General features: G+C 38.5%; 21 protein-coding genes. 18 read left to right on the top strand and 3 right to left on the bottom strand.

Annotated elements, in window-relative coordinates; translation table 11 throughout:
- Positions 1-119: 119 nt before the first annotated feature.
- Together ACY2RU_RS15650 and ACY2RU_RS15655 are read right to left on the bottom strand one after the other, a co-directional pair.
- Positions 120-848: a tetratricopeptide repeat protein gene (locus ACY2RU_RS15650; protein ID WP_490139421.1), complete on the bottom strand. Its 729-nt coding sequence runs from the start codon at positions 846-848 to the stop codon at positions 120-122.
- Between the two features lie 109 nt (positions 849-957).
- A complete protein-coding gene (locus ACY2RU_RS15655) occupies positions 958-2,028 on the bottom strand; it encodes an anhydro-N-acetylmuramic acid kinase (protein ID WP_490139422.1) in 1,071 nt (356 codons plus the stop codon).
- A 134-nt stretch (positions 2,029-2,162) separates the two neighbouring features.
- Between ACY2RU_RS15655 and ACY2RU_RS15660 the strand changes: the two genes are divergently transcribed.
- The 13 genes from ACY2RU_RS15660 (at position 2,163) to ACY2RU_RS15720 (ending at position 16,478) form a co-directional block, all read left to right on the top strand.
- Positions 2,163-3,305, top strand: coding sequence for an acyl-CoA dehydrogenase (locus ACY2RU_RS15660; protein ID WP_490139423.1), 1,143 nt, complete (start codon positions 2,163-2,165; stop codon positions 3,303-3,305).
- A gap of 317 nt (positions 3,306-3,622) precedes the next feature.
- Positions 3,623-4,972 carry a microtubule-binding protein gene (locus ACY2RU_RS15665; protein ID WP_490139424.1) on the top strand — a complete coding sequence of 450 codons (1,350 nt, stop codon included), beginning with the start codon at positions 3,623-3,625 and terminating at the stop codon, positions 4,970-4,972.
- A gap of 122 nt (positions 4,973-5,094) precedes the next feature.
- Entirely contained in the window at positions 5,095-6,147 is a 1,053-nt protein-coding gene (locus ACY2RU_RS15670; protein ID WP_490139425.1) for a hypothetical protein, read from the top strand.
- A 2-nt stretch (positions 6,148-6,149) separates the two neighbouring features.
- Positions 6,150-8,108, top strand: coding sequence for an AAA family ATPase (locus ACY2RU_RS15675; RefSeq protein ID WP_490139426.1), 1,959 nt, complete (start codon positions 6,150-6,152; stop codon positions 8,106-8,108).
- A 5-nt stretch (positions 8,109-8,113) separates the two neighbouring features.
- Positions 8,114-9,367, top strand: a complete 1,254-nt coding sequence (locus tag ACY2RU_RS15680) for a DUF6638 family protein (protein ID WP_490139427.1) — start codon at positions 8,114-8,116, stop codon at positions 9,365-9,367.
- 10 nt (positions 9,368-9,377) lie between these two features.
- Positions 9,378-9,902 (top strand): hypothetical protein, encoded by a 525-nt coding sequence (locus tag ACY2RU_RS15685; protein WP_490139428.1) that lies wholly within the window; start codon positions 9,378-9,380, stop codon positions 9,900-9,902.
- Between the two features lie 52 nt (positions 9,903-9,954).
- Positions 9,955-11,160 (top strand): M23 family metallopeptidase, encoded by a 1,206-nt coding sequence (locus tag ACY2RU_RS15690; RefSeq protein ID WP_490139429.1) that lies wholly within the window; start codon positions 9,955-9,957, stop codon positions 11,158-11,160.
- Between the two features lie 52 nt (positions 11,161-11,212).
- Positions 11,213-12,883: a hypothetical protein gene (locus tag ACY2RU_RS15695; RefSeq protein ID WP_490139430.1), complete on the top strand. Its 1,671-nt coding sequence runs from the start codon at positions 11,213-11,215 to the stop codon at positions 12,881-12,883.
- A gap of 181 nt (positions 12,884-13,064) precedes the next feature.
- Positions 13,065-13,628, top strand: coding sequence for a TetR/AcrR family transcriptional regulator (locus tag ACY2RU_RS15700; RefSeq protein WP_490139431.1), 564 nt, complete (start codon positions 13,065-13,067; stop codon positions 13,626-13,628).
- A 72-nt stretch (positions 13,629-13,700) separates the two neighbouring features.
- A complete protein-coding gene (locus ACY2RU_RS15705; RefSeq protein WP_490139432.1) occupies positions 13,701-14,264 on the top strand; it encodes a carboxymuconolactone decarboxylase family protein in 564 nt (187 codons plus the stop codon).
- Between the two features lie 95 nt (positions 14,265-14,359).
- Complete coding sequence (locus ACY2RU_RS15710) at positions 14,360-15,007, top strand: DsbA family oxidoreductase (RefSeq protein WP_490139433.1); 648 nt, start codon at positions 14,360-14,362, stop codon at positions 15,005-15,007.
- A gap of 11 nt (positions 15,008-15,018) precedes the next feature.
- A complete protein-coding gene (locus tag ACY2RU_RS15715) occupies positions 15,019-15,684 on the top strand; it encodes a peroxiredoxin-like family protein (protein WP_490139434.1) in 666 nt (221 codons plus the stop codon).
- Positions 15,681-16,478, top strand: a complete 798-nt coding sequence (locus tag ACY2RU_RS15720) for a haloacid dehalogenase type II (RefSeq protein ID WP_490139435.1) — start codon at positions 15,681-15,683, stop codon at positions 16,476-16,478. Before ACY2RU_RS15715 ends, ACY2RU_RS15720 begins: the two co-directional genes overlap by 4 nt.
- 27 nt (positions 16,479-16,505) lie before the next feature.
- On the opposite strand, the gene ACY2RU_RS15725 is transcribed toward ACY2RU_RS15720, so the two are convergent.
- Complete coding sequence (locus tag ACY2RU_RS15725; RefSeq protein ID WP_490139436.1) at positions 16,506-18,434, bottom strand: putative porin; 1,929 nt, start codon at positions 18,432-18,434, stop codon at positions 16,506-16,508.
- A gap of 152 nt (positions 18,435-18,586) precedes the next feature.
- Here ACY2RU_RS15725 and rnhB point away from each other — a divergent pair, with 152 nt between their 5' ends.
- The 5 genes from rnhB (at position 18,587) to ACY2RU_RS15750 (ending at position 22,253) form a co-directional block, all read left to right on the top strand.
- Complete coding sequence (gene rnhB, locus ACY2RU_RS15730) at positions 18,587-19,186, top strand: ribonuclease HII (RefSeq protein WP_490139437.1); 600 nt, start codon at positions 18,587-18,589, stop codon at positions 19,184-19,186.
- A 278-nt stretch (positions 19,187-19,464) separates the two neighbouring features.
- A complete protein-coding gene (locus ACY2RU_RS15735; protein WP_490139438.1) occupies positions 19,465-20,403 on the top strand; it encodes an NAD-dependent epimerase/dehydratase family protein in 939 nt (312 codons plus the stop codon).
- Complete coding sequence (locus tag ACY2RU_RS15740; RefSeq protein ID WP_490139439.1) at positions 20,403-20,849, top strand: DUF1330 domain-containing protein; 447 nt, start codon at positions 20,403-20,405, stop codon at positions 20,847-20,849. Before ACY2RU_RS15735 ends, ACY2RU_RS15740 begins: the two co-directional genes overlap by 1 nt.
- A gap of 14 nt (positions 20,850-20,863) precedes the next feature.
- Positions 20,864-21,394, top strand: coding sequence for a RidA family protein (locus tag ACY2RU_RS15745; protein WP_490139440.1), 531 nt, complete (start codon positions 20,864-20,866; stop codon positions 21,392-21,394).
- A gap of 19 nt (positions 21,395-21,413) precedes the next feature.
- A complete protein-coding gene (locus tag ACY2RU_RS15750; RefSeq protein ID WP_490139441.1) occupies positions 21,414-22,253 on the top strand; it encodes a DUF4440 domain-containing protein in 840 nt (279 codons plus the stop codon).
- Positions 22,254-22,386 lie beyond the last annotated feature (133 nt).

Consider the following 22,386-nt stretch of genomic DNA (forward strand, 5'->3'; position numbering starts at 1 on the left):
AAAAGGGTTTAGATTGATTTTAAGTAAAATTTGACAAAAGTATCGTTTAGCAAAAAAAAGCCCCCTAAAGAACGCAAGAGACGCCTAATAATTAGCATAACCTTCTTCTATCTCTTCCATTAACTTTGAAGCTCTTTGTGTAGCCTCCGAATTTCGAGAAAGGTCTTTCCAAATTTTTTCTGATTCGGTTTTGTGAGATTATTCCCTTCCTCTACCAAATTATCCAAGAGCTCCACAGCATCGGCGCGCTTTCCGTGGTCTTCCAGAAATTTTACTAAAACAAGTCGCTCTTCGTAATTTGAATACCGCCGATCTATCTTTCGAAGAATTTCTTCAGCTTTATCTGTTTCCCCTAATTTGAATAATGCTTGGCCGTATAAAAAATTCCCGCGTGATTTTTCAAATTCTTTATGAGTCTCAATTTTTTTGGCCACTGCAACAGTTTCCGCATACTTTTCTGAAGAAAACAATGCCTGCATTAATTGAGCATTTCCATAAAAATCGTCACGATGGCTTCCGCTTAATGCTGTTTCGTAATGTGACACCGCATTCGCAAAGTCGTTTAACTCCATATAGGCATCAGCCAGATCCAATCGATTTTGAAAAGTATCTGAAAACGCGACTTTCTTCTCAAGATTCTGAACTTTTTTTGTAGGATTTATAACTGCAGTTACCTCCTGCTGCACCTTGTCAACATCTCGCTTTGTAAAGACTTGTGTAACCAGATAAATAGCAGATCCAATTCCCGGCGCCAATATTATTGCCAAATACCAATACGCATTATTTTTCGTGGAATACACATGATAAGCACAATACAATTGCAAGGCAATAAGTAAATAATAGATCATTTTTCAAATGTAAAGAATCAGCCGCTATAATCAAGATACTTTTAAGCATCCTTTACCCTTCATATAGAATTACTGCCGTTTTATAGAAATAGTAATATTAAAGAGAAAATTATATTGGTGCATAGATCTTCCCAGACGAATGATCTCGCTTTGCTCCTGTAACAGTGGCCAAACAATTTATATCATCGCGTAGCTTTAACACACCCAACAAACCAAAGATCAAAGCTTCTTTATACTCAACCATTGACGCAGTAGGCACAACCAACTCTACATCCTTAGATTGCTTTATTTTTTCGAGCAAATACGTATTATAAGCGCCTCCACCTGTAACGAGCACTTTTGATCCTTTCTGAAATTGCCTAGCAATCACCGAAGCAATATGATCTGTAACGGTTCGTAATTTATATTGATCGCCAAACCGACTATCATTGAGAATTGGTAAAAAGTTATTCTGAACCCACTCCAACCCTAACGATTTTGGCGGGCGTAGCTTATAGAAGGGTATTTCTCGCAAGGCAGAAGACAAAGTCAGACTAAATTTTCCTTGTCGTGCCATGGTTCCACCATCATCATAAGGCTTTCCGTAGGCTTCGGCTAAAGGATTGAGCACAATATTTACAGGACAAATATCATACGCAATACGTTCTCCATCGCGCTCAAAAGAGCAGTTGGCAAAACCCCCTAGATTTAGACAATAGTCGTAATCACCAAAAAGCAGCCTATCGCCAACAGGAACCAAAGGCGCTCCTTGTCCGCCAAGCGCCACATCAGCGACGCGAAAATCACAAACAACCGTTTGGTTTATCTGTTGCGCTATTTCCGGTAGGTTTCCAATTTGCAGCGTCAATCCGTTTTCGGGTTGATGCAAAATAGTATGTCCATGACTACAAACCGCATCTAGATCTTTGATGTCGTTGGAAGCGATAAAGGTGTTGATCACTTCGGAAAGCAGCTTGGTATAATCGGTATTCAGTTGCTGCAATTGTTCTTCGGAAAAAGAAACCGCTTCTTTCAATCGCAATCGCCATGTTTCGGAATAAGCAACAGTTTCCAAACTTCCGAAGGCAAAAGACCAGCCTTCTTCCGAAGAAAATTCAAAAAATATTTCAGCTAGATCAATTCCGTCAAGAGAGGTTCCGCTCATCACACCTAGCACGTGATATGTTTGTTTATTGCTCATAGTAATTTAAAAAACAGCTATTTTCAAAGATAGTATTTTGCACTGTTTAATTCAGATTTCGCAATTTGAGTTTTGAAATGAAAAAAGCTATCTTTGCACGACTTAAAAAAAACACCCTATAAATAATAATTGCTATGGATTTCAGTCTTTCCGAAGAACATTTAATGATACGTGACGCAGCACGTGATTTTGCTAAAACCGAATTACTTCCGGGGGTTATCGAACGTGATAACAAACAGGAGTTTCCGAAAGAGCAAGTAAAGAAAATGGGCGAACTTGGATTCTTAGGAATGATGGTCGATCCTAAATACGGCGGTGGCGGTATGGACACGGTTTCTTACGTGCTCGCCATGGAAGAACTCAGCAAGGTAGATGCCTCGTGTTCTGTGATCGTTTCAGTGAACAACTCATTAGTATGTTACGGGTTACAAGCCTACGGATCTGAAGAACAAAAGCAAAAATATTTGACAAAATTAGCAACAGGTGAGTCTATTGGCGCCTTTTGTTTGAGTGAGCCAGAAGCTGGAAGTGATGCAACTTCACAGAAAACTACTGCGATCGACAAAGGCGATCACTACATCCTAAACGGAACAAAAAACTGGATCACAAACGGCGGTACAGCCGATTATTATTTAGTTATCGCGCAAACCGATAAAGAAAAAAAGCACAAAGGAATCAACGCTTTTATCGTTGAAAAAGGTTGGGAAGGTTTTGAAATAGGACCAAAAGAAGACAAATTGGGAATTCGCGGAAGTGACACCCACTCCCTGATCTTTAACGACGTAAAAGTGCCTAAAGAAAATAGAATTGGTGAAGATGGCTTCGGTTTTAAATTTGCCATGAAAACATTGGCTGGCGGACGAATCGGTATCGCTGCGCAGGCCCTCGGAATCGCTTCTGGCGCTTACGAATTGGCTAGAGATTACTCGAAAGTACGCAAGGCATTTGGGACTGAAATTTGCAATCACCAAGCCATCGCTTTTAAATTAGCCGATATGCACGTGAGCATTGAAGCTGCACGTCATATGGTCATGAAAGCTGCATGGGACAAAGACCAAGGCAACAATTATGATATGAGCGGCGCTATGGCAAAATTATACGCTTCGCAAGTGGCCATGGACGTTTCAGTAGAAGCAGTGCAGGTTCACGGTGGAAACGGTTTTGTAAAAGAATACCACGTAGAACGTATGATGCGTGACGCTAAGATCACACAGATCTACGAAGGAACTTCAGAGATCCAAAAAATTGTGATCTCAAGAGGGTTATTAAGAGACTAACAAACCTAACTTAGTAAACTTATTTAAACCCGGCAGCTGTCGGGTTTTTTGTTTTTAGGGCGAGCCGCAGACCCTCGCAAGGCTCGGTCTGGGCCGCGCTTTCGGCAGTCGCTTCCAGACAACATTGTCTGGAGAGCTCCAACAAAGCCTCAATCGCTCTCGCGAGCTCGGGCATTTCCGAAGAAATTGTAACAAAAAATAACCTCTTGCGACTAATCATGCAAAGCTTTTCAGATTTGGGTTTTCAAACTCAAATTTTTTACCGAAATTGACACTCCATAATTTTATTGTTCAACACACTTAATATAGCCATACCTATGTCTGATGATTTCGATTTACTAGAAACCGACGCCTCCGAAAAAAACCAAAAAGTAGACGTAAACTGGGGCAAAGCCGTAGACCAGATGAAGTCGAAGCTTGCTCAAGAAGATGATCCAGAAGCACGCCAAAAAATATTGAATGCCACCCTCGATGATGTAGTAGGAATGGCCGAAAAAGACCGAACTTCGCTACTCGATGCCATCAAAGACCTAACCGACTACCAAGACGAGGTAGGAATCATTTTTGAAAAGTTCTCAACACTTAATGCCGATGAGCAAAAGGTGATCGACAGTGCACAGAAAGCTTTAGAGCGTGCAAAAATGGAACTTGAAGATGCCGAAAATGTAAAAGATAACTGGTGGAATAACCTTTGGGGTCGTAAAGCGAAAATTCGAAAAAGCCAGGAAGAGGTGGTTGCAGCACAAAAATTACGTGATGGCGCAGACATGAAAGCAAAGCAGATGTTTCAGGAACGCATTGAAACAGCCGACGTTAAAACACTTCTAAATGAACTATCTTATAAGAGTCAGGCAGCCGTAACACGTTTAAAAAATCGTGAAGTTGAGATCAAAGAGGTTGAAGAAAAATTACAAGTAGCTATCGTAGAAGCCAGTAAAAATCATACCAAAGCTTTAGAAAAGAAGAAAGAAACCGAAACAGAACTCGAACAACAATACGCCCTACTCAAACAAGCGCGTCAAGAGTTGGAAGAGATCTCAGACAAACAATCTACTGCCTATTCCGAAGCCATTGGAAAAGTAACTACCATCGAGCAAAAAGTGGAAGAACTAGAAGGTCTAAAAAATGCTTACACTACACTGGCTGCAAGTAAAGACAGCTTTGTACATAAGCATAATCTTACCATTAAAGTACTTACTTCCTTACGAAGTAACTTACAAACACATCGTGCTAAATTAAAAAGTGATACTGATGAACGTCTTAAATATTACGACGGTTATGTAGTTGCTTTAAAAGCACGTACCGACCAAGAATTTGCCGCGATCTTAGAACATTTGGGTGTAAAAACTGATGAGCACATTGGAGTAACGCTTGCAGCAATGCATTCGGCGAGTGCAAAAGCGCGCCAGGAGATGATGGACAATATTCCTGTACACGAAAAAGTGATGCAGGGTGTCTACGGAAGTTATGCCGAGTCGCTTCAAGAAATTCGTCAGAAAGATCAAGAAATTCAAAAGAATTTTGCAGATCGCTATGGTATTGACATGAAAGAGATCTTTGAAGAATACTATGCCGACAAGAACAAACCTGCGCCTAAGGGTGATGATGGTAAGAAAGATGCTCCAGCACCACCTGCACCACCAGCTGAGGATGATCTGTTAGGGTAATCGTAGTAGTTATAATAGAAAACGCCCTCCCTTAATTAGGGAAGGCGTTTTACCACAGCCAAACAAAAGGGTGACCGAGCCCTATGATCACATATTAATTCTGCTCATTAAATCACAGAACTTTGTCCATAAACAACATCGTTACACCACTTGATAGTGCCGTACTGGAAACAAAGGAGCAGTACGTGACCTACTTTAGTATCATTCAACATGCGTTTGAGCATTTGGTAGATCGCATTGCCAAGCAGCAACTCTGCAATGAAGCGGAAGCGCTGTATATTGAACAATACTGTGAACTAATAACCTATTCACTCGAAGCATTCCGATTAAAATACCTCTTCGACGATGAAGAAAAAATGCGCCTAGATCTAACCGAATCTGGTTTACCCAATTTTCTTGAATTTCGGTATTTATTAAATGATCTGGAACTAAAGCACGAACATATCAGTAAACTTCCAAAGGTGGAAGAACTCAAAGCTGAATTTCTAGAAACGCTGATCAAAGATCGACAGCCTATTTCAGATAGAAAATTACACCAAGCATCATCTATTGTGTATTATTCTTCCGTAGAGAAAAACTATATTTTTAAGCGTTTTGTCCAAGGAAAGATAACACCAAATAAAATGGACGACAGTGCTCAATTTATGGTAAGCTGGGCATTTTATGACATTGCTCACAACAGACCGCTTATCTGTTTTATGTACTTTGACATGCATAACACAGAAGTTTCTGAGTATACCGAGCAAATTTACGATGTGTTAGAAACAGTAGCCGATAGGGACATGAGTCTCGATATGATGGCATTCGCCATTGATAAAAAACTTCCGAAGGTACTTCCGAAGAAATTGAGAAAAATTGATCTAGGACCACTGCATAACGTCTTCGCAAAAGACGAATTGGAAATTACGCACACCTTGCTAAAGGCCATATTTGACAAGACTTTAGATCTTACTTCGTATGCCATTACCTTAAAAATTGACGAAACCAATTCAACTGGATCGTTCACCGAGGGAAGTTTCTTTAACAAGCAACATTTACAAGTATGGAATGAAGAAAAACCTGAACGCTATTTATTGACCTCGCATCGTGCCATGCAAGTTTTGTATGATACCATTCCGGAAACAATTCATGCGCTCACGCGGAACCCCATAGAAATTCCTGCCTTAAAACAATAAACATGGAACACAACAGTACTTTTCCTATAAAACACAATGAACTTGAAGCCCTTCGCGATGAAGCGACTTCATACTTAAAAGGCGTACAATGGGAACAGGGAAGCAAAGCAAAAAGTAGAGATAAAGATCAAAAAGACACCTCTATCCTACTCTATCTTTCAAAGGCTAACGGTAATTCTTCAGGAAATTTAGTTTCCGTTTCAAAAACCATTTTAGCCCTTAAAAAACGATTACTCCCAGATTCGGTTGCGATCCCTCTAAAACTAAATCAAGCCCTGCTTGCGTTGCAAGAAGGACTCACCATGGGAATTTGGCTTAAAGATAATTACTACGACTCATCTGGCTTTTCGCATTTGCAGGAACGTAAAGATATGTTAGACGGGCCACAAAGACACGAATTTGACGCGAAGATGCAAACGGCTACGGCTTTTATGCTCTACGGAACCGCCTATCGCATTTTATTTGATCTGCAAAACGCCGTAAGTGATGATCTATCTGTCATGAAAAATAAGTTTGCGGGTATTCCCGAATTATCGCTTATGTCGCCACTTAAAGGGGTTTCGTGTATGTTATTTTACTATGACAAGTATCTCAATCATCCTGAGATCATCACGAGCGATGCCGATGTTGTTAACTTTACGGCTGTATTTTTCCAAGCAGTTGTTGCGGAAATTCAGCAACGCATAGCTGCCTTAGACTATACTGAGACCATTACAGACCGAACATACAAACTTGAAAAAAGTGATTTCGCTGTTGCTGGCTGGGAAAACGTATTAGAAGGTACCGCCAAAAGTGTTGAATTCAATAAGATTGAATTTGAAGAAATTGTGGGAAATCGCGATGCAAAACACTTTGCGCGTCGCCTTACGGAACGGATGTTGAGCTACGATTTTACCGCCAAAAAGAATCCATTTCTAGAACTCGGCGGATTTATGCCGGTTTTTATGGGCTACGGAATTCCAGGTACGGGTAAAAGTATGTTGATCGCAGCAATTGCTACCCGACTCAAAAAACACTGTGAAGTTTTAGATATTCCATTTTTATTTCATCCCATGCCAGACACGTTAATATCTACGTTTCAAGGAGGTTCTGCCGAAAAAATGGTGCAATGGATGAAACCTTTGCAAGATCCCACAAAACTTATTTTCGCGCCCATTGATGATGCCGAAAACAATCTACAGGAACGAACCGCACAAGGTGTTTCAGCAGGTGTTAAAGAAGTCATTGGTGTGTTTCTTCGGTATACCGAAGGTGCTTACGCAATCAACTACGGAAACAGTTCCATCGGACTCTTTACCAATTTACCAGAAATGCTCGACAAGGCGGTGATCAATCGTGTGCAGGGCCGCTTTAAAATTGACGGTGCTCAAACGATCCCTGATTTTATTGATCAAGATTATATTTGGTGGCGTAAGTTCGAAAAAACCATGCCCGATTTTGTAAAAATGAAAAACCCGAAAGATTATGATTTTCTTTCGGCTCAAGGCCTTGCAAAGAATTTAGGTGAAATTCTCAATGTAAATGAAAAGCCTTCCGAAGCAAAAGTGCTCGAGATCTATGAAAAGACCGAAGCTGCATACAAAACAGACGAGCATTTATTTTATGCTGAATTGTATAAAAACATTCAGAAAGAATTTCCTTTCTTCTCGTCTCGAGATATTCGGAATATTCAGAGTGCCATTTCGTTACGCCTAACCGATTTTGACCTTCCCGAAGCTTGGTTTGAAGATCCGTTACTATACTTTAAAAAAGATTACGACACAAAGTATAAAATGTTACAGGATTTGATGAAACAAAACATGAAAGGCCTTGATTTTAGTGACATCAGAAGGCAGGAAGTTGTTCGCTACTTAGACAATGTTGCCACCATTGCAGATACCGACTTTAAACGTAAAGTTGAAGGTCGCGTGCACGATATGCAGATTCAGATGGAAGCGCGACGCATCATGGAAAATAATTAATAAACATGCAAAAACTCAAGGATGCAGGATTATTTGGAGGCGCATTAGTACGCGTGACCGGTTCGTTGGCAAAACGCTATAACGAATGCTTGGCTATGCTGGGCGTTGCACCAACCTCGCTTTCGGACTTCTCTATTGACGTTATGGGCTGGAGTCCTGAAATTGCCGAAGAAAAACAAGAGAATTATTATCTAAATACCGGCGAGGCCAACACTAATGCCATTATTCTCTCTCCATCTCAGCAAGGTAAGCCTTCACATATGCCGTCACATAGTTTTGATCGCGACCTTATGAACGCTGTTTTTGTAGCATATGAACGACCTATTCGAGATATTACTAAAGATTCGGCTCTTTGTGTTCACTTAGATCAAAAGATCGATGCCTTTTATGAGGCTTTTGATCTGCTTCGATACAATACCATTAGTATCCAATTTCAGTTACTTCACCAATTAGATAAAAAGCAAGACGAACAACTGGCATTGATCGATCAGTTTAACAAGGGCAACCATTTTATTGATCGTAATTTGCATCATAAAATTCTCGAATCTGCCAAAGCATATGGTGATTTGCGTAGCAGAAAACTAGATCTACAGCCTATGTCGCTAAAAGTAAGTTCCTTTTATACGAGGGCTTTTGGCGGCGTTTTTGTGCTGAAAGATTTTATCAAGGACATTCTTATTTTTGAATCTAAGGAAACATTTAATCAAGCAATTAAAAATGATTCGGTAGACGTTATGTTATTTCATATTGAACATGACGAACTCATACCTACATTGATTGATCATCTTATTCTTGAAAGTGATCTTAAAAAATCAATTAAGAGCAAGCGATTTGATCGTGTTAAAAAGCATTTGTTTGCAACACATATTAAAAATCTGGAACATCCTTTAAAAGAAATTTTATCGAGCCATTTTTTATTTCTGAAATATTTGAACACTTTAGATATTGACATTCAAAAGAAAATAACTGGGCCCGAATTGTATTTTCAGAAACTAATTATAGACAAAGCGATCAAGCAGGCAGACTATATTGATCCTATTTATTTAAAGGCTTTACAGCAGCCCCATTCTTCTTTGGAAGAAGAACACAAAGATCTAATTTGGAAACTTTTAGTAAAATTGGCTCCCCTCGATCCCGTTCACCTTTTTTGGTATGATAAGAGTACTTTTTACAAGGAATATCAAACCTGGGATACGAGCTATCAAAATTGGGTAATTGATTGTATCTTAGAGGCTAACCAAAACGAATCGCACACTTAAAATAAGGCATATGACACTCGAAATTATCATATTTATTCTAGCCATTCTCTTCGGAATTGTTTGGTATTGGAGAGAATCAAAAAACAACACCATTTATCGTTTCTTTAATAAAGTAACGCACTCAAAGGAGCTTCAAATGAAGCCCGAAGACCAAAAGGGTTTTATTCACAAACAAAACTTACTAATCCGTCTTGTATGGATCACCTTGTTATTGGTCGTGGTTAGCGGCATTATAACTTTTGTGATCCCTATTGATATGTCGTTCATACAATTCTTTGCTTCCGCCGTAGTAGGTATTCTTATAGGAACCTATATCGCATCCGTTTTCCTTTTTGCTAAAGAAAGCACCAAAAAAGAAAATCTTTCCAAAGCATTTGATAAAGGCAAGGATTTCGTGGAGGATATTTCCGAAGATATTCAAGATCGGTTTGATAAGGATGATGTTACTCAGGCCGAACCAGAACCTCTTAAAAAAGACGAACCCACTAAAAAAAGTGCGCGCGATCGTTTTAAGGATAAAGGCATGATCAAGTAAATGCTTAAAGCCAATAAAACGATTAAAATTTTAATACCTAAAAAATAATCAAATGAAATTAGTAAAAACAGCAACTGCTCTTGCCCTTTTAGCTCTCGTATTTGCATGTGATAAAACTGCTAATTTGAATGAAGCAAAAAAGCAAGAGAAACATTTCTTACAACTAGAACCTTCGCCAATAGGTATTGAACTTATTGAAACTCAAGCTGAGTTTGTGAGTCCGCCATTTAAATCAAATAACCAATTTGTAATCGAGTATGAACTCTCCATTGTAAATAATTACAAGCGTAGTTTGACATTGAATCAAATTGAAGTGCTTCATGCTGATATTAAAAAGACACCAATACTCACTTTTGACAAGAACTACCTAAAGGATCATTTTAATCTCTTAGGAAATAGAAACGAATTGGACAGCATCTCCATTGAACCCGGAAGAAAAGGAGTTGCGACACTTCAAATGACCTTTGAAAAGGCTGACGACGTTCCAAAAAGTATATTTCATCGTTTATTTGTAGGTATTTCCAATAAAAATGGAAACGTTATGGATGTTCCTTTTGAAGTAGCCATAACGGAAATTCCAGATCCTACAACAATTACGTTAGGTCTTCCTTTTAATAAAGGAAAATGGTTTTACTCGGCAGAAAGTCACAAAGACTCCAGGTTTATTTCACAAGGAAAACCTTCGTATCCACAGCGATATGCGATAGATTGGGCGTTTATTGAGGACGACGGCACATTTGTAAATGGTGATTTTAAAAAAAACGAAAGCTATCCAACCTACGGAAAAGAATTACTTGCCGTTGCCGATGGCGTAGTCAAAGAAATTAAAGATGGTATTCCAGACAACGTTCCGAAGCAAATTGATATAAAAATCGATCGCGAAACTATTTGCGGTAATTATTTGGTTTTAGACATAGGAGATAACACAAATGCAGTCTATGCGCACCTCATTCCGAAGAGCTTTTTAGTAAAAATTGGCGATACAGTCAAACAAGGACAAGTACTTGGATTACTAGGAAACAGTGGCAACTCAGACGATCCTCACCTCCATTTTCATTTGGAAACCGATAGCCCAATGACCTTGGGTGGAGAAGGGATTCCTTATGCATTTGAAAAGTATAAAATGTTGAAATCATTTACTTCGGAAGACATGAATCGTATTTTCGAAAGTGAAAAACTTGAATTAAAAGATGTGACAAACGATGATGTTAGGCTGAATGAAATCCCAATTGGTAATGGCCTTATTGAATTTGAATAAGAACAGATTGAAGCGCATATTGAATTAGAGTAACGAGCAAAAAGGAATCAACATGATAAAAAAATATTGGCAAAAAGGTGGTAAGCAAAAGCGAATTGTGATCATTAGCGGGATCGTGCTTGTATTGCTTTTATTTTTTCTTAGAGATGATTATCAACCTGCCTTACTCTTTCTTCGGAAGTATATCTTTATGATCCTACTAGCCGGATTATTTTTAGGATTTACCCTAACCAAGTTCCGAAGTGCTGCCAATAGTGGGAAACGCATCCTTATTCTTCTCGGAATTCTAGCATTCTTTGCCACCGGCTGGTTCTTCGGATGGAAAATAGAATTGTATAAATACATGCAAACCTATAATGTATTTAACAACCTGAATCTTGTAGAACTTCAAGAACTTCCACTTACCCGCAATGAGCGTATTCAGCCATATAATAATATTGTTACCATGGCCTATGAATCTATTGGCGAAACACAGGAAGTATCACCACCGCAACTGGTTCGCGTTGATAGCACCAACCAATGGACCATGGCTGTGCAACCTGCCAAAGAGTACAGTTGGCAGCGTATGAATGATAATACGGAAGAAATTTTCTCAGTGGAAAGCACCTCCCCGTTTCCACGGTTTTCAGACACCAACCGGATTCCTGTCACATTTTCTATTGGCGAATCCCTCGCGTTTAGCCGAAATACCTACAATGCCGTAGTTCAACGTTTTAACTTTTTTCAACTCTTCACGATGGAGCCTAGTGAGGTTTTTTATATGAAAGACGATAGTGGTCGCTGGGTACAAGTGGTAAGCTTGATCAAATGGAAAGGCTTTTTCTTCCCCTATCCATCTTATGGTGGTGTCATGGTCATTGAACCAGGCATCCACGATGTAGGAGATTATTTTGAACGAATTACCATAGGAAAAGGTACCTACATACCTCCTTCGGAAATAGAGAATCATCCGTTTTTAACACGTCAAAATACCCTCGCGGAACAAATTTCACGCCTCGAAGCACAGTCGTTGCAATTTTTAGGTGGCTTTACCGATCCGCTTCCGTGGAATATGGAAACGGCCGTTAAGATCCCCGATTTAAAAGATGATCAGAATCAGCAACCCTTTGTAACCGATTTCGATTTTACAGGAATGAATATAGATGCAAACAATGGGCTTCATCATTGGTTCGGACTCGAGCCTATTGGCGAAGAACGTACGAGCTTATCTTTTAGCGTACTCATTCCAGCTGACGGAACCGACAAAGTATATTATTATAATCACGGGGCGAAAAAAGAAGGGTTAGCGGGCGTTTCGGCGATGCCATTAAAAGTTATTGAATCGAGAAAAGAATATGATTGGTCGGTTAATAAACCGGTAGAATTTAGACCCTTCGTAAAGAAAATAGCCGGCAGAAAACGTTTGTTTGTAATTAGCACCATTGCCGCGGTACGCGATGATAGTAAGAAATTTGACGGAGCGGCTACGCCCGATCTCGCGTTGGTTGATACCGAGTATCGGGATGTGATCTGGGTTGATGCAAAGCATCCTTCTAATTGGGAAGAAACCATTTTAAATCAATTGGGCGAAACATGGAAGGCTTCAGAGCGATTAACCGATGAAGATCTTTACCCGAATAGAAAGGACATTGATGTTATTCCACCTACGGAAACAGACTCGATCAACATAGATACCATGCAACAGCGCATTCCTGTGAAGGCGTTAGATTCTTTAAGACAGTAAAGCGTTGCTTTCGGCAGTATTTATCGATAGACTCAAAGTAAATATATTATGCTATAAAATCGCAGAATATATTTCAGAAGAAAAGGCAGAACATCTTATATTTTGGTAAAACATTAAAAAAACGTTAAACGGAAACATTATTACTAAACGATTGTTTAGTTTTGTTGTGTACTTAGAATTAATGGCTAGAAAGAAACAATATAAAGAAGAAGAGGTTATTGAAAAAGCAATGCATTTGTTTTGGCGAAATGGATATGAAAATACCTCAGTCCAAATGCTTGAAAAAGAAATGGGCATCAATAAATTTTCTATTTATTCTAGTTTTGGGAGTAAACATGGCGTTTTTTTAGAAAGCTTAAAAAGTTATAAAGCGAAGACTAAAGAAATGTTTGATAAGTTCAAAAAAGCGTCCAACGGTGTTGAAGACATCAAACAGTTTTTTTATGATTCGGTTCATATAGGATATCAAGATGGTTTTGAAAAAGGGTGTTTGGTAACAAATACTTATAATGAATTTTCAGAAAGGGAAGATTCAGAAATTAATGATCAGATGACCTTATTTATGGATAATCTAAAAAGCCTATTCATCGAAAAGTTGAAGATAGACCCTACTAAAGATGAAGATACCATATTAAAACAAGCCAATTTTTTAGTAGTAGCCAAGCACGGTTTAGCCGCTGCAACGCGAGTAAACAGTAAAAAAGAAATTGAAGATTATATTGAAATGACCTTCAAAAATTTATAAACATTTTTTTTAAATAATAACTAAACTATCGTTTAGTTATTTCAGAATAACCTTAAATAAAAAAGAAATACTATGACAACTTTAAAAGTTCACAACCTTGAAACGGCGCCCCAAGAGAGCAAAGCATTATTAGAGCAATCGCTAAAAGCCAACGGAATGATCCCTGGCTTACATGGTGTATTGGCCGGATCTCCAGGAATTTTAGAAGCATATCAAACATTGCACAAGCTTTTTACTGAATCTTCATTCAACAATGAGGAATTAACCGTTGTATGGCAAACCATCAACGTAGAACACGCTTGTCATTATTGCGTGCCAGCGCACACTGGTATTGCTAAAATGATGAAAGTAGACGATGCTATAACTGAAGCGCTCCGTAACGAAACACCGCTAGAAAATCCAAAATTAGAAGCCTTACGCACCCTAACTCTAACCGTAGTTCGCAATCGCGGACATGTAACTGCAGAAGACCTCAATTTGTTTTATGCGGCTGGCTACGAAGAAAGACAAGTATTAGAAATTATACTCGGACTAGCACAAAAAACCATAAGTAACTACGTAAACCATATCGCAAACACACCTGTGGATGCTCCCTTTCAAAAATTTGCTTGGTCTAAAGAAAGTGTAGGAGTCTAATACTCCTCTTGTTTGATTGATTAATCAATTGATTGCAATAAACCTTCCGTTTTCTGCGGAAGGTTTATCTTAAAAAAAAAGCTATAACTCAAAATATGACTGATAAATTAAAAATTGATATCGTTTCCGACGTGGTTTGCCCATGGTGTACTATTGGTTACAAACGGCTAGAAAAAGCCATCTCAGAATTAGGCATAGAAGATCAAATTGAGATTGAATGGCAACCTTTTGAACTCAACCCCAATATGCCCGCGGAAGGACAGAACGTACAAGAGCATATTGCAGAAAAATATGGTACTACTTTAGCCCAGCAAAAAGAATCACAGCAGCGCATGATAGATGCAGGTGCTGAACTTGGGTTTACCTTCGATTATTTTGACAATATGCGCATGGCAAACACCTTTGACGCTCACGTGTTACTGGAGTACGCAAAAGATTTTGGTAAACAAACCGAACTAAAAATGCGTCTAACCGCTTCCTTTTTTAGTGAGCGTAAAGACGTTTCCAAAAGAGCAATTTTAAAACAAGCCTTACTTGACGTAGGCCTAAATGCTGAAGAAGCCTTAGCGAAACTTGATGATGACAATGCCCGTAGCGCAGTTCGCACCAAGGAAGATTATTGGAAAAGTCTAGGTGTAAATTCTGTACCAACCATTGTTTTCAACAGAAAAAGTGCGGTGACCGGTGCGCAACCTATCGATGTGTTTAAACAAGTGCTAACAGAATTACTTGAGAATAAATAAAACTAAAAAAAATGGAAATAAATAAAGAGGAAGTTGCATTGGATGCCTTGCTAGAACTTCAACGTAAAGCAGGTGCCGCAAAATTTTCAGAAGAAAAAAAGCAGATTTATGCCGATGGTATCGCAAGTATAGAAGATTCTGGAATTCTTGACAAGGCCTTAAAAGTAGGAGATAAAGCTCCAAATTTTACGCTAAAAAATGCGCTAAATAAACCTGTTTCTTTATATAATGAACTAGAAAACGGATCTGTAATTTTAACTTGGTATCGAGGTGGTTGGTGCCCGTATTGCAATATCACATTACGTCAATTACAAGCAAAATTGCCAGATTTTAAAAAAGCGGGAGCTACACTCATAGCATTAACTCCAGAACTACCAGACAACTCTTTAAACACTTCAGAAAAACACAATTTAAAATTTACAGTTTTAAGCGACATAGGCAATAAAACTGGAAAAGAATACGGGCTTGTTTTTAAACTAACTAAAGAGGTCGCGTCCATTTATGAAACGGCATTTGGCTTAAATGAATACAATGGCGATAAAAGTGACGAGTTACCTCTAGCAGCAACCTATATCATCGATCAAAACAGGCTAATCCAATATGCGTTTTTAAATGCAGATTACAGAAAGCGAGCAGAACCGAATGATATCATAAAATTCTTAAAGGAGATGAAATGAAAAACGATCGAAGAAAATTCATTAAAAACATAGGAATTATGGCAACAACAGGAATATTACTCCCTAACCTAGCTTTAGGAAGCACACAAGACAAACAGAATGATACAAACGAAAAGACACGTCCGAAAGTTTTATTTTTTGATGTAAACGAAACCCTCCTCGATCTTACCGACATGAAAAAAAAGGTGAGTGACGCTTTAGGCGGAAGAGAAGATCTACTATCATTATGGTTTACTACCATGCTACAATACTCCCTAGTTACTACGGCAAGCGGTCAGTACGAACATTTTGGATACATCGGAGCCGCAGCACTACAGATGGTAGCGGCTAATAACGGACTTTCAATTACCGAAGCAGATGCTAGAAATACAATTGTAAATGCATTACGCGGACTCCCTGCGCATCCCGAAGTAAAAACTGCACTAGCCCAATTAAAAAAAGATGGATACAAATTAGTTTCATTTACCAATTCATCTAATGAAGGAGTAAAAAAGCAATTTGAAAGTGCTGGTTTAACCGAATATTTTGACGAAAGATTAAGTGTTGAAGACGTGGGCAAATTCAAACCCTTTTCAGACACCTATGCGTGGGGCGCTCGAAAGATGGGCGTTAAACCCGAAGAATGTATGTTGATAGCTGCTCATGGCTGGGATGTTGCAGGAGCGCTCTGGGCTGGATGGCGGGCTGCTTTTATTAACAGACCCGGACAGCAAGCCTTTCCGCTAGCACCAAAAACAGAAATTGTTGCATCTAACCTAAAGAAAGTGGCAGATATTCTCGTTACTTATAAATAGCTTTTAAGTATTTCCTTCGGAAGACAATTACAAAAAGAAATTCCAAACCAATCCGAAGCGAATTACAGGATCGCGATAAGGATAGCCCGGTGCCGAAAAATATTCATTTGTATTGCCAAACAAGGCATTAACATGCTCAAATTTTACATAAATTCGGGTTTGACGAATCTTTGCATTAAAGAAAATATCAACCAAAGGGAAAGCTCCAAATTCCTCGCTATTTTGAACATAAAATTCTGCGAGAACAGGATCATAAGCATTCATATTATAAGATGAAAAATACTTAAAATTAACGCCCGTTTGCAAAAACAAGGCTTTTTTAAACCACTCATCTTCGTAATACACCGTGTTTCTTGTTACTATTTGCGGTACGTTAAAAACATCTTCTCCGTTAGCAACTTGCTGAAATAACACTGTATTCACCAGACCAAATTTACCATAACGAAACTCCTTCCCTACTTTCACTTTTAAATAATCAACGCGTTCTTGTGATTGTATAGGCGTAGGCGTAGAATCATTTGGTTTGAGTCCGAAATACACATAATCATCAATTCCCGTATAGCTAACCTCAGCATCAAATAATTTCTTCGATTGTAATTCGAATTTCAATTCCTGACGCTTCACATTGTCTAAATTATTCTGCCAATTGTAGTTTACATAATCACTTTGATAAAGCAAAAAGTTAAAATTTGGCGCCACCGAATGTGATGTGATTGTTCCTTTTAATTGGTTTTCGGCATCTAGTTCGAAACCTGCTCCAGCGCTGATATAATTTCCATCAAAATCACCAGACACATTCACCGCCGCTTTTCCGAAGAGCTCAAACCCGCGATATTTCTTTTCGTACTCTGCACCAGCCTCAACCAGATTTCCTTTGAGTCTGTTATTAATACGACCCTCATCTAGTATTAAAACCGAATTATACCCATAATTATAGTCGGTATAACCAACAAATCCCCTGATTTTTCCGAAGATATTATTATTGAATGACACAAAGGCCTTCGCGTTAAAGTCGTCTAGCGACACTCTATCATTAAGATCGGCTGTCTTATAAGAGTCTCCAAACTCGCTAAAAGGGGCCGTTTGAGAGTATCGATAATATTTTTCTTCAAAGCTGATACTATTTCCCAATGTAAGTATCGTGTAACTTAGACTGTCTTGTTTCCTGATCAATTCGTATTGGTGATCCATATAATAGCGCACCCCTTTGATGATATTCTCAGCATTTTCAAAATTCACTTCCAACCTCCCGCGGTCTTCAAAATCTGGATCGTCATTGACAAACAAAGGAATAGACACATCTTGCAATCCGCCATTCTCCTCATTCGTAAAATCCTGTGAAGTTACGTGTGCTCTAATGTTGTAGCGCTTATCTTTTGTGTGGTAGTTTGTGGTAAAGCGGAAATTTCCTGTACTCGTTAAAATGTGCTGATAACTACCCAACGAGCGAACTCCTTTATATGCCACCGAAAAATTAAATTGTTCGGTAGTATTTACTGTAAAAAAAGCATCCAATTGCTGTCCTTGTTGAAAGGCGGTTTTAAAGTACAATTCTGTTAGCGGAGTAGGTACGTGATAATAGCTTATATCCTTGGCATCTAAGTAATTAAAATGATGCGACTGTGCTACAAACTTGGGTTTTAAATTGAGATCATCAAACGTGTATGCCAATGAATTATAGGTTTGACCAACATTTGAAAAAGGTAACAACTCAAAATTATCTCGGCGTAAATAGTTGAATTTGTATTCTTTTTCTATACTTAGCGTAGTGTCAACAAAAGTAGTATCTCGTACTGCGGAAATAATTTTATAAAGGTCAATAGGTGGTTTTTCAATCTCCTGTGTTGATTTAGCACTGTTCTCAGCAGGTCGAGAACCGTTTTGAGGCTTTGTAAGTTGAGCGAACACTGATGCCGTAACGCATAAAAAAGAAAGTAGCAAAAGAGTGTTTCTCATTCGAAAGGAATTGTTGACAAATATAGCAGATTGCTTTTAAAACCGATAGTCTTTAACGGCTAGAATATACGTAATGTTGTTTTCTTCGGAAATAAAACATCAGCTTATTTTTGTTGGGAATTAGCCGCGCTTCTTTGTATTTTGCTTGCTAGATGCTCAAATTAAAAATACATCATCACCTGTTAGAATGTGGCACAGACGAAGCTGGGCGTGGCTGCTTAGCTGGTCCCGTTACAGCTGCTGCTGTGATCCTACCAGATGATTTTACTCATCCGTATTTAACCGATAGCAAGCAACTTTCAGAAAAAAAAAGGCTCCTGCTAAAAGATATCATAGAAGCGGAAGCTTTATCGTATGCTGTAGTGCATGTTTCTATGGAAGAAATTGATCAAATAAATATTCTAAATGCATCTATCTTAGGAATGCATCGATCTATAAAAGATCTAAAATTAAAGCCACAGTTCATTGCCGTTGATGGGAATCGTTTTAAACCCTTCGGAAAAACGCCATACGAATGTGTTGTTAAAGGCGATGCAAAATTCTTACATATTGCCGCTGCCTCCATTCTCGCCAAAACCTATCGCGACGCCCATATGAAAATGCTTCACGACCAATTTCCAATGTATAATTGGCAGAAAAACAAAGGTTATCCAACGGCAGAGCATCGAGATGCCATCCGAAAATACGGTCCTACAGACCTGCATAGAAAAAGTTTTAGATTACTGCCAGAGCAGTTAAAACTAAAGCTCTAATAATAGTTCACTATTGTACAATTTCAGAATAATCTTAATTTCTGAATGTGTGGTTCCATGTTCGCAGGCCAGTCTCCTACTTCCTAATCTTATTTCGCTCGTGCTTTGACTCGATCAACAGTATTTCTGCTGCTTGATTACCTTCTTATGCATTTTAAATACTCAGAACAACATGCCTAAAATCACATTAACGTGTGATTGACTCGTACGCACTTAACAAGTAATTTTAAAACTAGAATTACACTATCAATATACATTACTAACTAACCAAGTTAATTATGAAAAAAGTAGGTATTATTGGTGGCTCAGGCTTTATTGGAAGTCATATCACCAAGAAAATTTTAGAAAATAACCTGCAGGCCAAAGTGGGCGTAACAGATATTTTTAAAAAGGAAAAATATAAGCACCTAATTGCCCTCGATCCAAACAATTTGTTAGAATTTTTCGAACTCAAAGTTGAAAACAAAGAACAACTAAGAGAATTTGTTGCCGATTGCGACATTGTTATTCACGGTGGCACACCTTTCCAGTTAGATGTTACCAATCCACAAATCGAATTATTTGACCCAACAATTAAAGGCACAGAAAATTTTCTGGAAGTCGTAAAGCAAACTCCCACCATTGAAAAGGTTGTTTTTATAGCATCTGTAGCAGGCTGGAACACCAATTTTCCTATGCCCGCAGGAGGTAAAGATTTTTCAGACCTTTACGATGAGAACGACGAGCGATTTACAAGTACGGAGAGTCATCCATATGCTCAAGCAAAATTTATCGCCAATCAGGTGGTATTAAAGTTTATGGAAGAACACCCTAAACTGCATTTCGAGATCACTACAGTTTCTCCTGTGGGAGTGATGGGGAAATCCTTGTCAAATCGTGAAGATTCAACCTCTTCCGGACTTCAACATTTGATCAAAAACAAAATAGCTCCTAACGATTTTATTCAAAGTTTGTACGATAATAACGTGCCTTTTGCACTTGTAGATGTACAAGATGTTGCCAATGCTATTTATAAAATTGCTACAAAAAACGGACTCCATGGTAAAGATTATTTGCTAAGCAGTGAAACCTATCCTATTAGTGATATGCATCAAATGCTCAATGGTAATCCGCCCAAAGGAAAAGGTGTGATACGTTATAAGAACGATCTGGCGAAACGCGACTTAAACATTGACTTCAGACCCGTTTTCGAAACCCTAAAAAATTACTCTGAATAATGAATCGCTACCTCTCTATACTCAAAGCTATCGTTGTACTACTTTTTATCAGTAATACAATGTATGCACAAAATGCAGATCCGCATCAAAATATTGGTTCAGAAATCACAGGATCACCTCTTGAAAAGACACTCCTTATTCTAGACATATCGGTGCATGATTCAATTCAATACAAACAATACCAATCACACCTTAAACCCATTATTAAAAACTATGGTGGAACTTATTTAGTGCACTCAAGCGGAATAGGATTAGAGAACGAACCAAAGAGGCAAATAATTCCTGCCGAAGGGAATTGGAATCCAAATCATTTGATCGTATTACAATGGAATTCGATGGAGGCGCTTCAAAATTTTTTAAGTTCAGAAGCTTATCGGAAGATCGATCCACTACGAAACAATTCAACAACAATACGATCACTCATCGTTTCAGAATATAAAAACTAACTAAAACTTATAAAATGAAAACATTACTTAAACTAACTTTTACAACTTTATTATTAGGTAACATTCTTCTTAGTTGCGAACAACCTAAAGAGGAGATGGCCAAGAACGAAATGAACACTGCCGAAGCTGTGGTAGAAGCTAAAAATCATTCCGAAAAACCAGAATATTTTTTACTGCGACCCGAAGTTGAAAAAGCGTATGGGTATTCGCACGCTGTAAAAATTGGCAACTCCATAAAAGTTTCGGGCGCTGTAAGTATGGATAACGAAGGAAACCCTACAGCCGTGGGTGATTTTGAGCAACAGATGAAAAATTGCTATGCCGATCTGGAAAAAGTTCTAGCACATTATGGAAGCACCTTCGACGATGTCGTCGTCGAAAATATTTTCACCACCGATATGTCGAAATTTCTAGAGGTAGCTGCCTACCGAGCAGAGATCTACAAAAATCAATTTCCTACGGGCTCTTGGTTGGGTGTAAAAGAATTAGCATTACCCGAATTTTTAATCGAAATAGAATTGGAAGTTCACCAATCTGAAAACTAAATAAACCATAAAAACAATTATGAAACATCTAAAAAAAACACTCGTTTTAGTCTGCTTCTTAGGACTCGCATCTTTCACGTATCAAGCCAATGCTCAAAGTGATGCAATAGCCGAACTACATCAATTGTATATCACCACGATAAACACTTCGAATATTAACAATATTGACGCACTATATACTAAAGATGCCTCCATTAGAAATTCTGACGGAAGTATGATTTCGGGCGTAGACAATATTAAAAAACAATATGCTGCCACCTTTGCAGCGGGAGAATATGATATTACCCTAACAAGCATAGACGAATCTGTTTTGGGAAAGGATTATATGTTTGTTAGTGGCAGCTTTGTTTATAACAAACTTAACGAACCCAAAATGGTTTTAAGAGGCGAATTTGTAAACACCTTAAAAAGGGTGGATGGTCATTGGAAAATCTATAAAAGCTCTAGATTTCTAACCCCCACAAATAATACGAGTGTAGTTGAAGGTCTATACAACGCATTCGCAACGGGTGATATTCCAGCCGCCTTAGGCGCTATGGATGCTAAAATTGTTTGGAATGAGGCTGAAGGAAATGCTTTAGCGGCCGGGAATCCGTACATTGGCCCAGATGCTGTGTTACAAGGTGTCTTTGCAAAACTTCCCGTTGATTTTAACGATTTTAAGTTGAGCGATATCGAATTGCACGAAATGAGCAATGATCAAGTACTCGCTACTCTTCGCTACAATGCCACATCAAAACACAATGGCAAAACTTTAGATGCACAAGCAGCTCACCTTTGGACCGTAAAAGACGGAAAATTAACAGCATTTCAGCAATATGTTGACACCAAACAGCTAAATGAGATGATGATGAAATAAGGTGATTTTTATACTATATAAGCCAACTTCAGTAATTGAGGTTGGCTTTTTTGTTTTAGACTGCTTTAGAAATGCTAGTAAACTTCATACATTTAAAACTCTTTTAAAAGGCTTTTTGTCTGTTCACCCCCCA

The organism is Ulvibacter sp. 2305UL32-6, assembly GCF_058148545.1.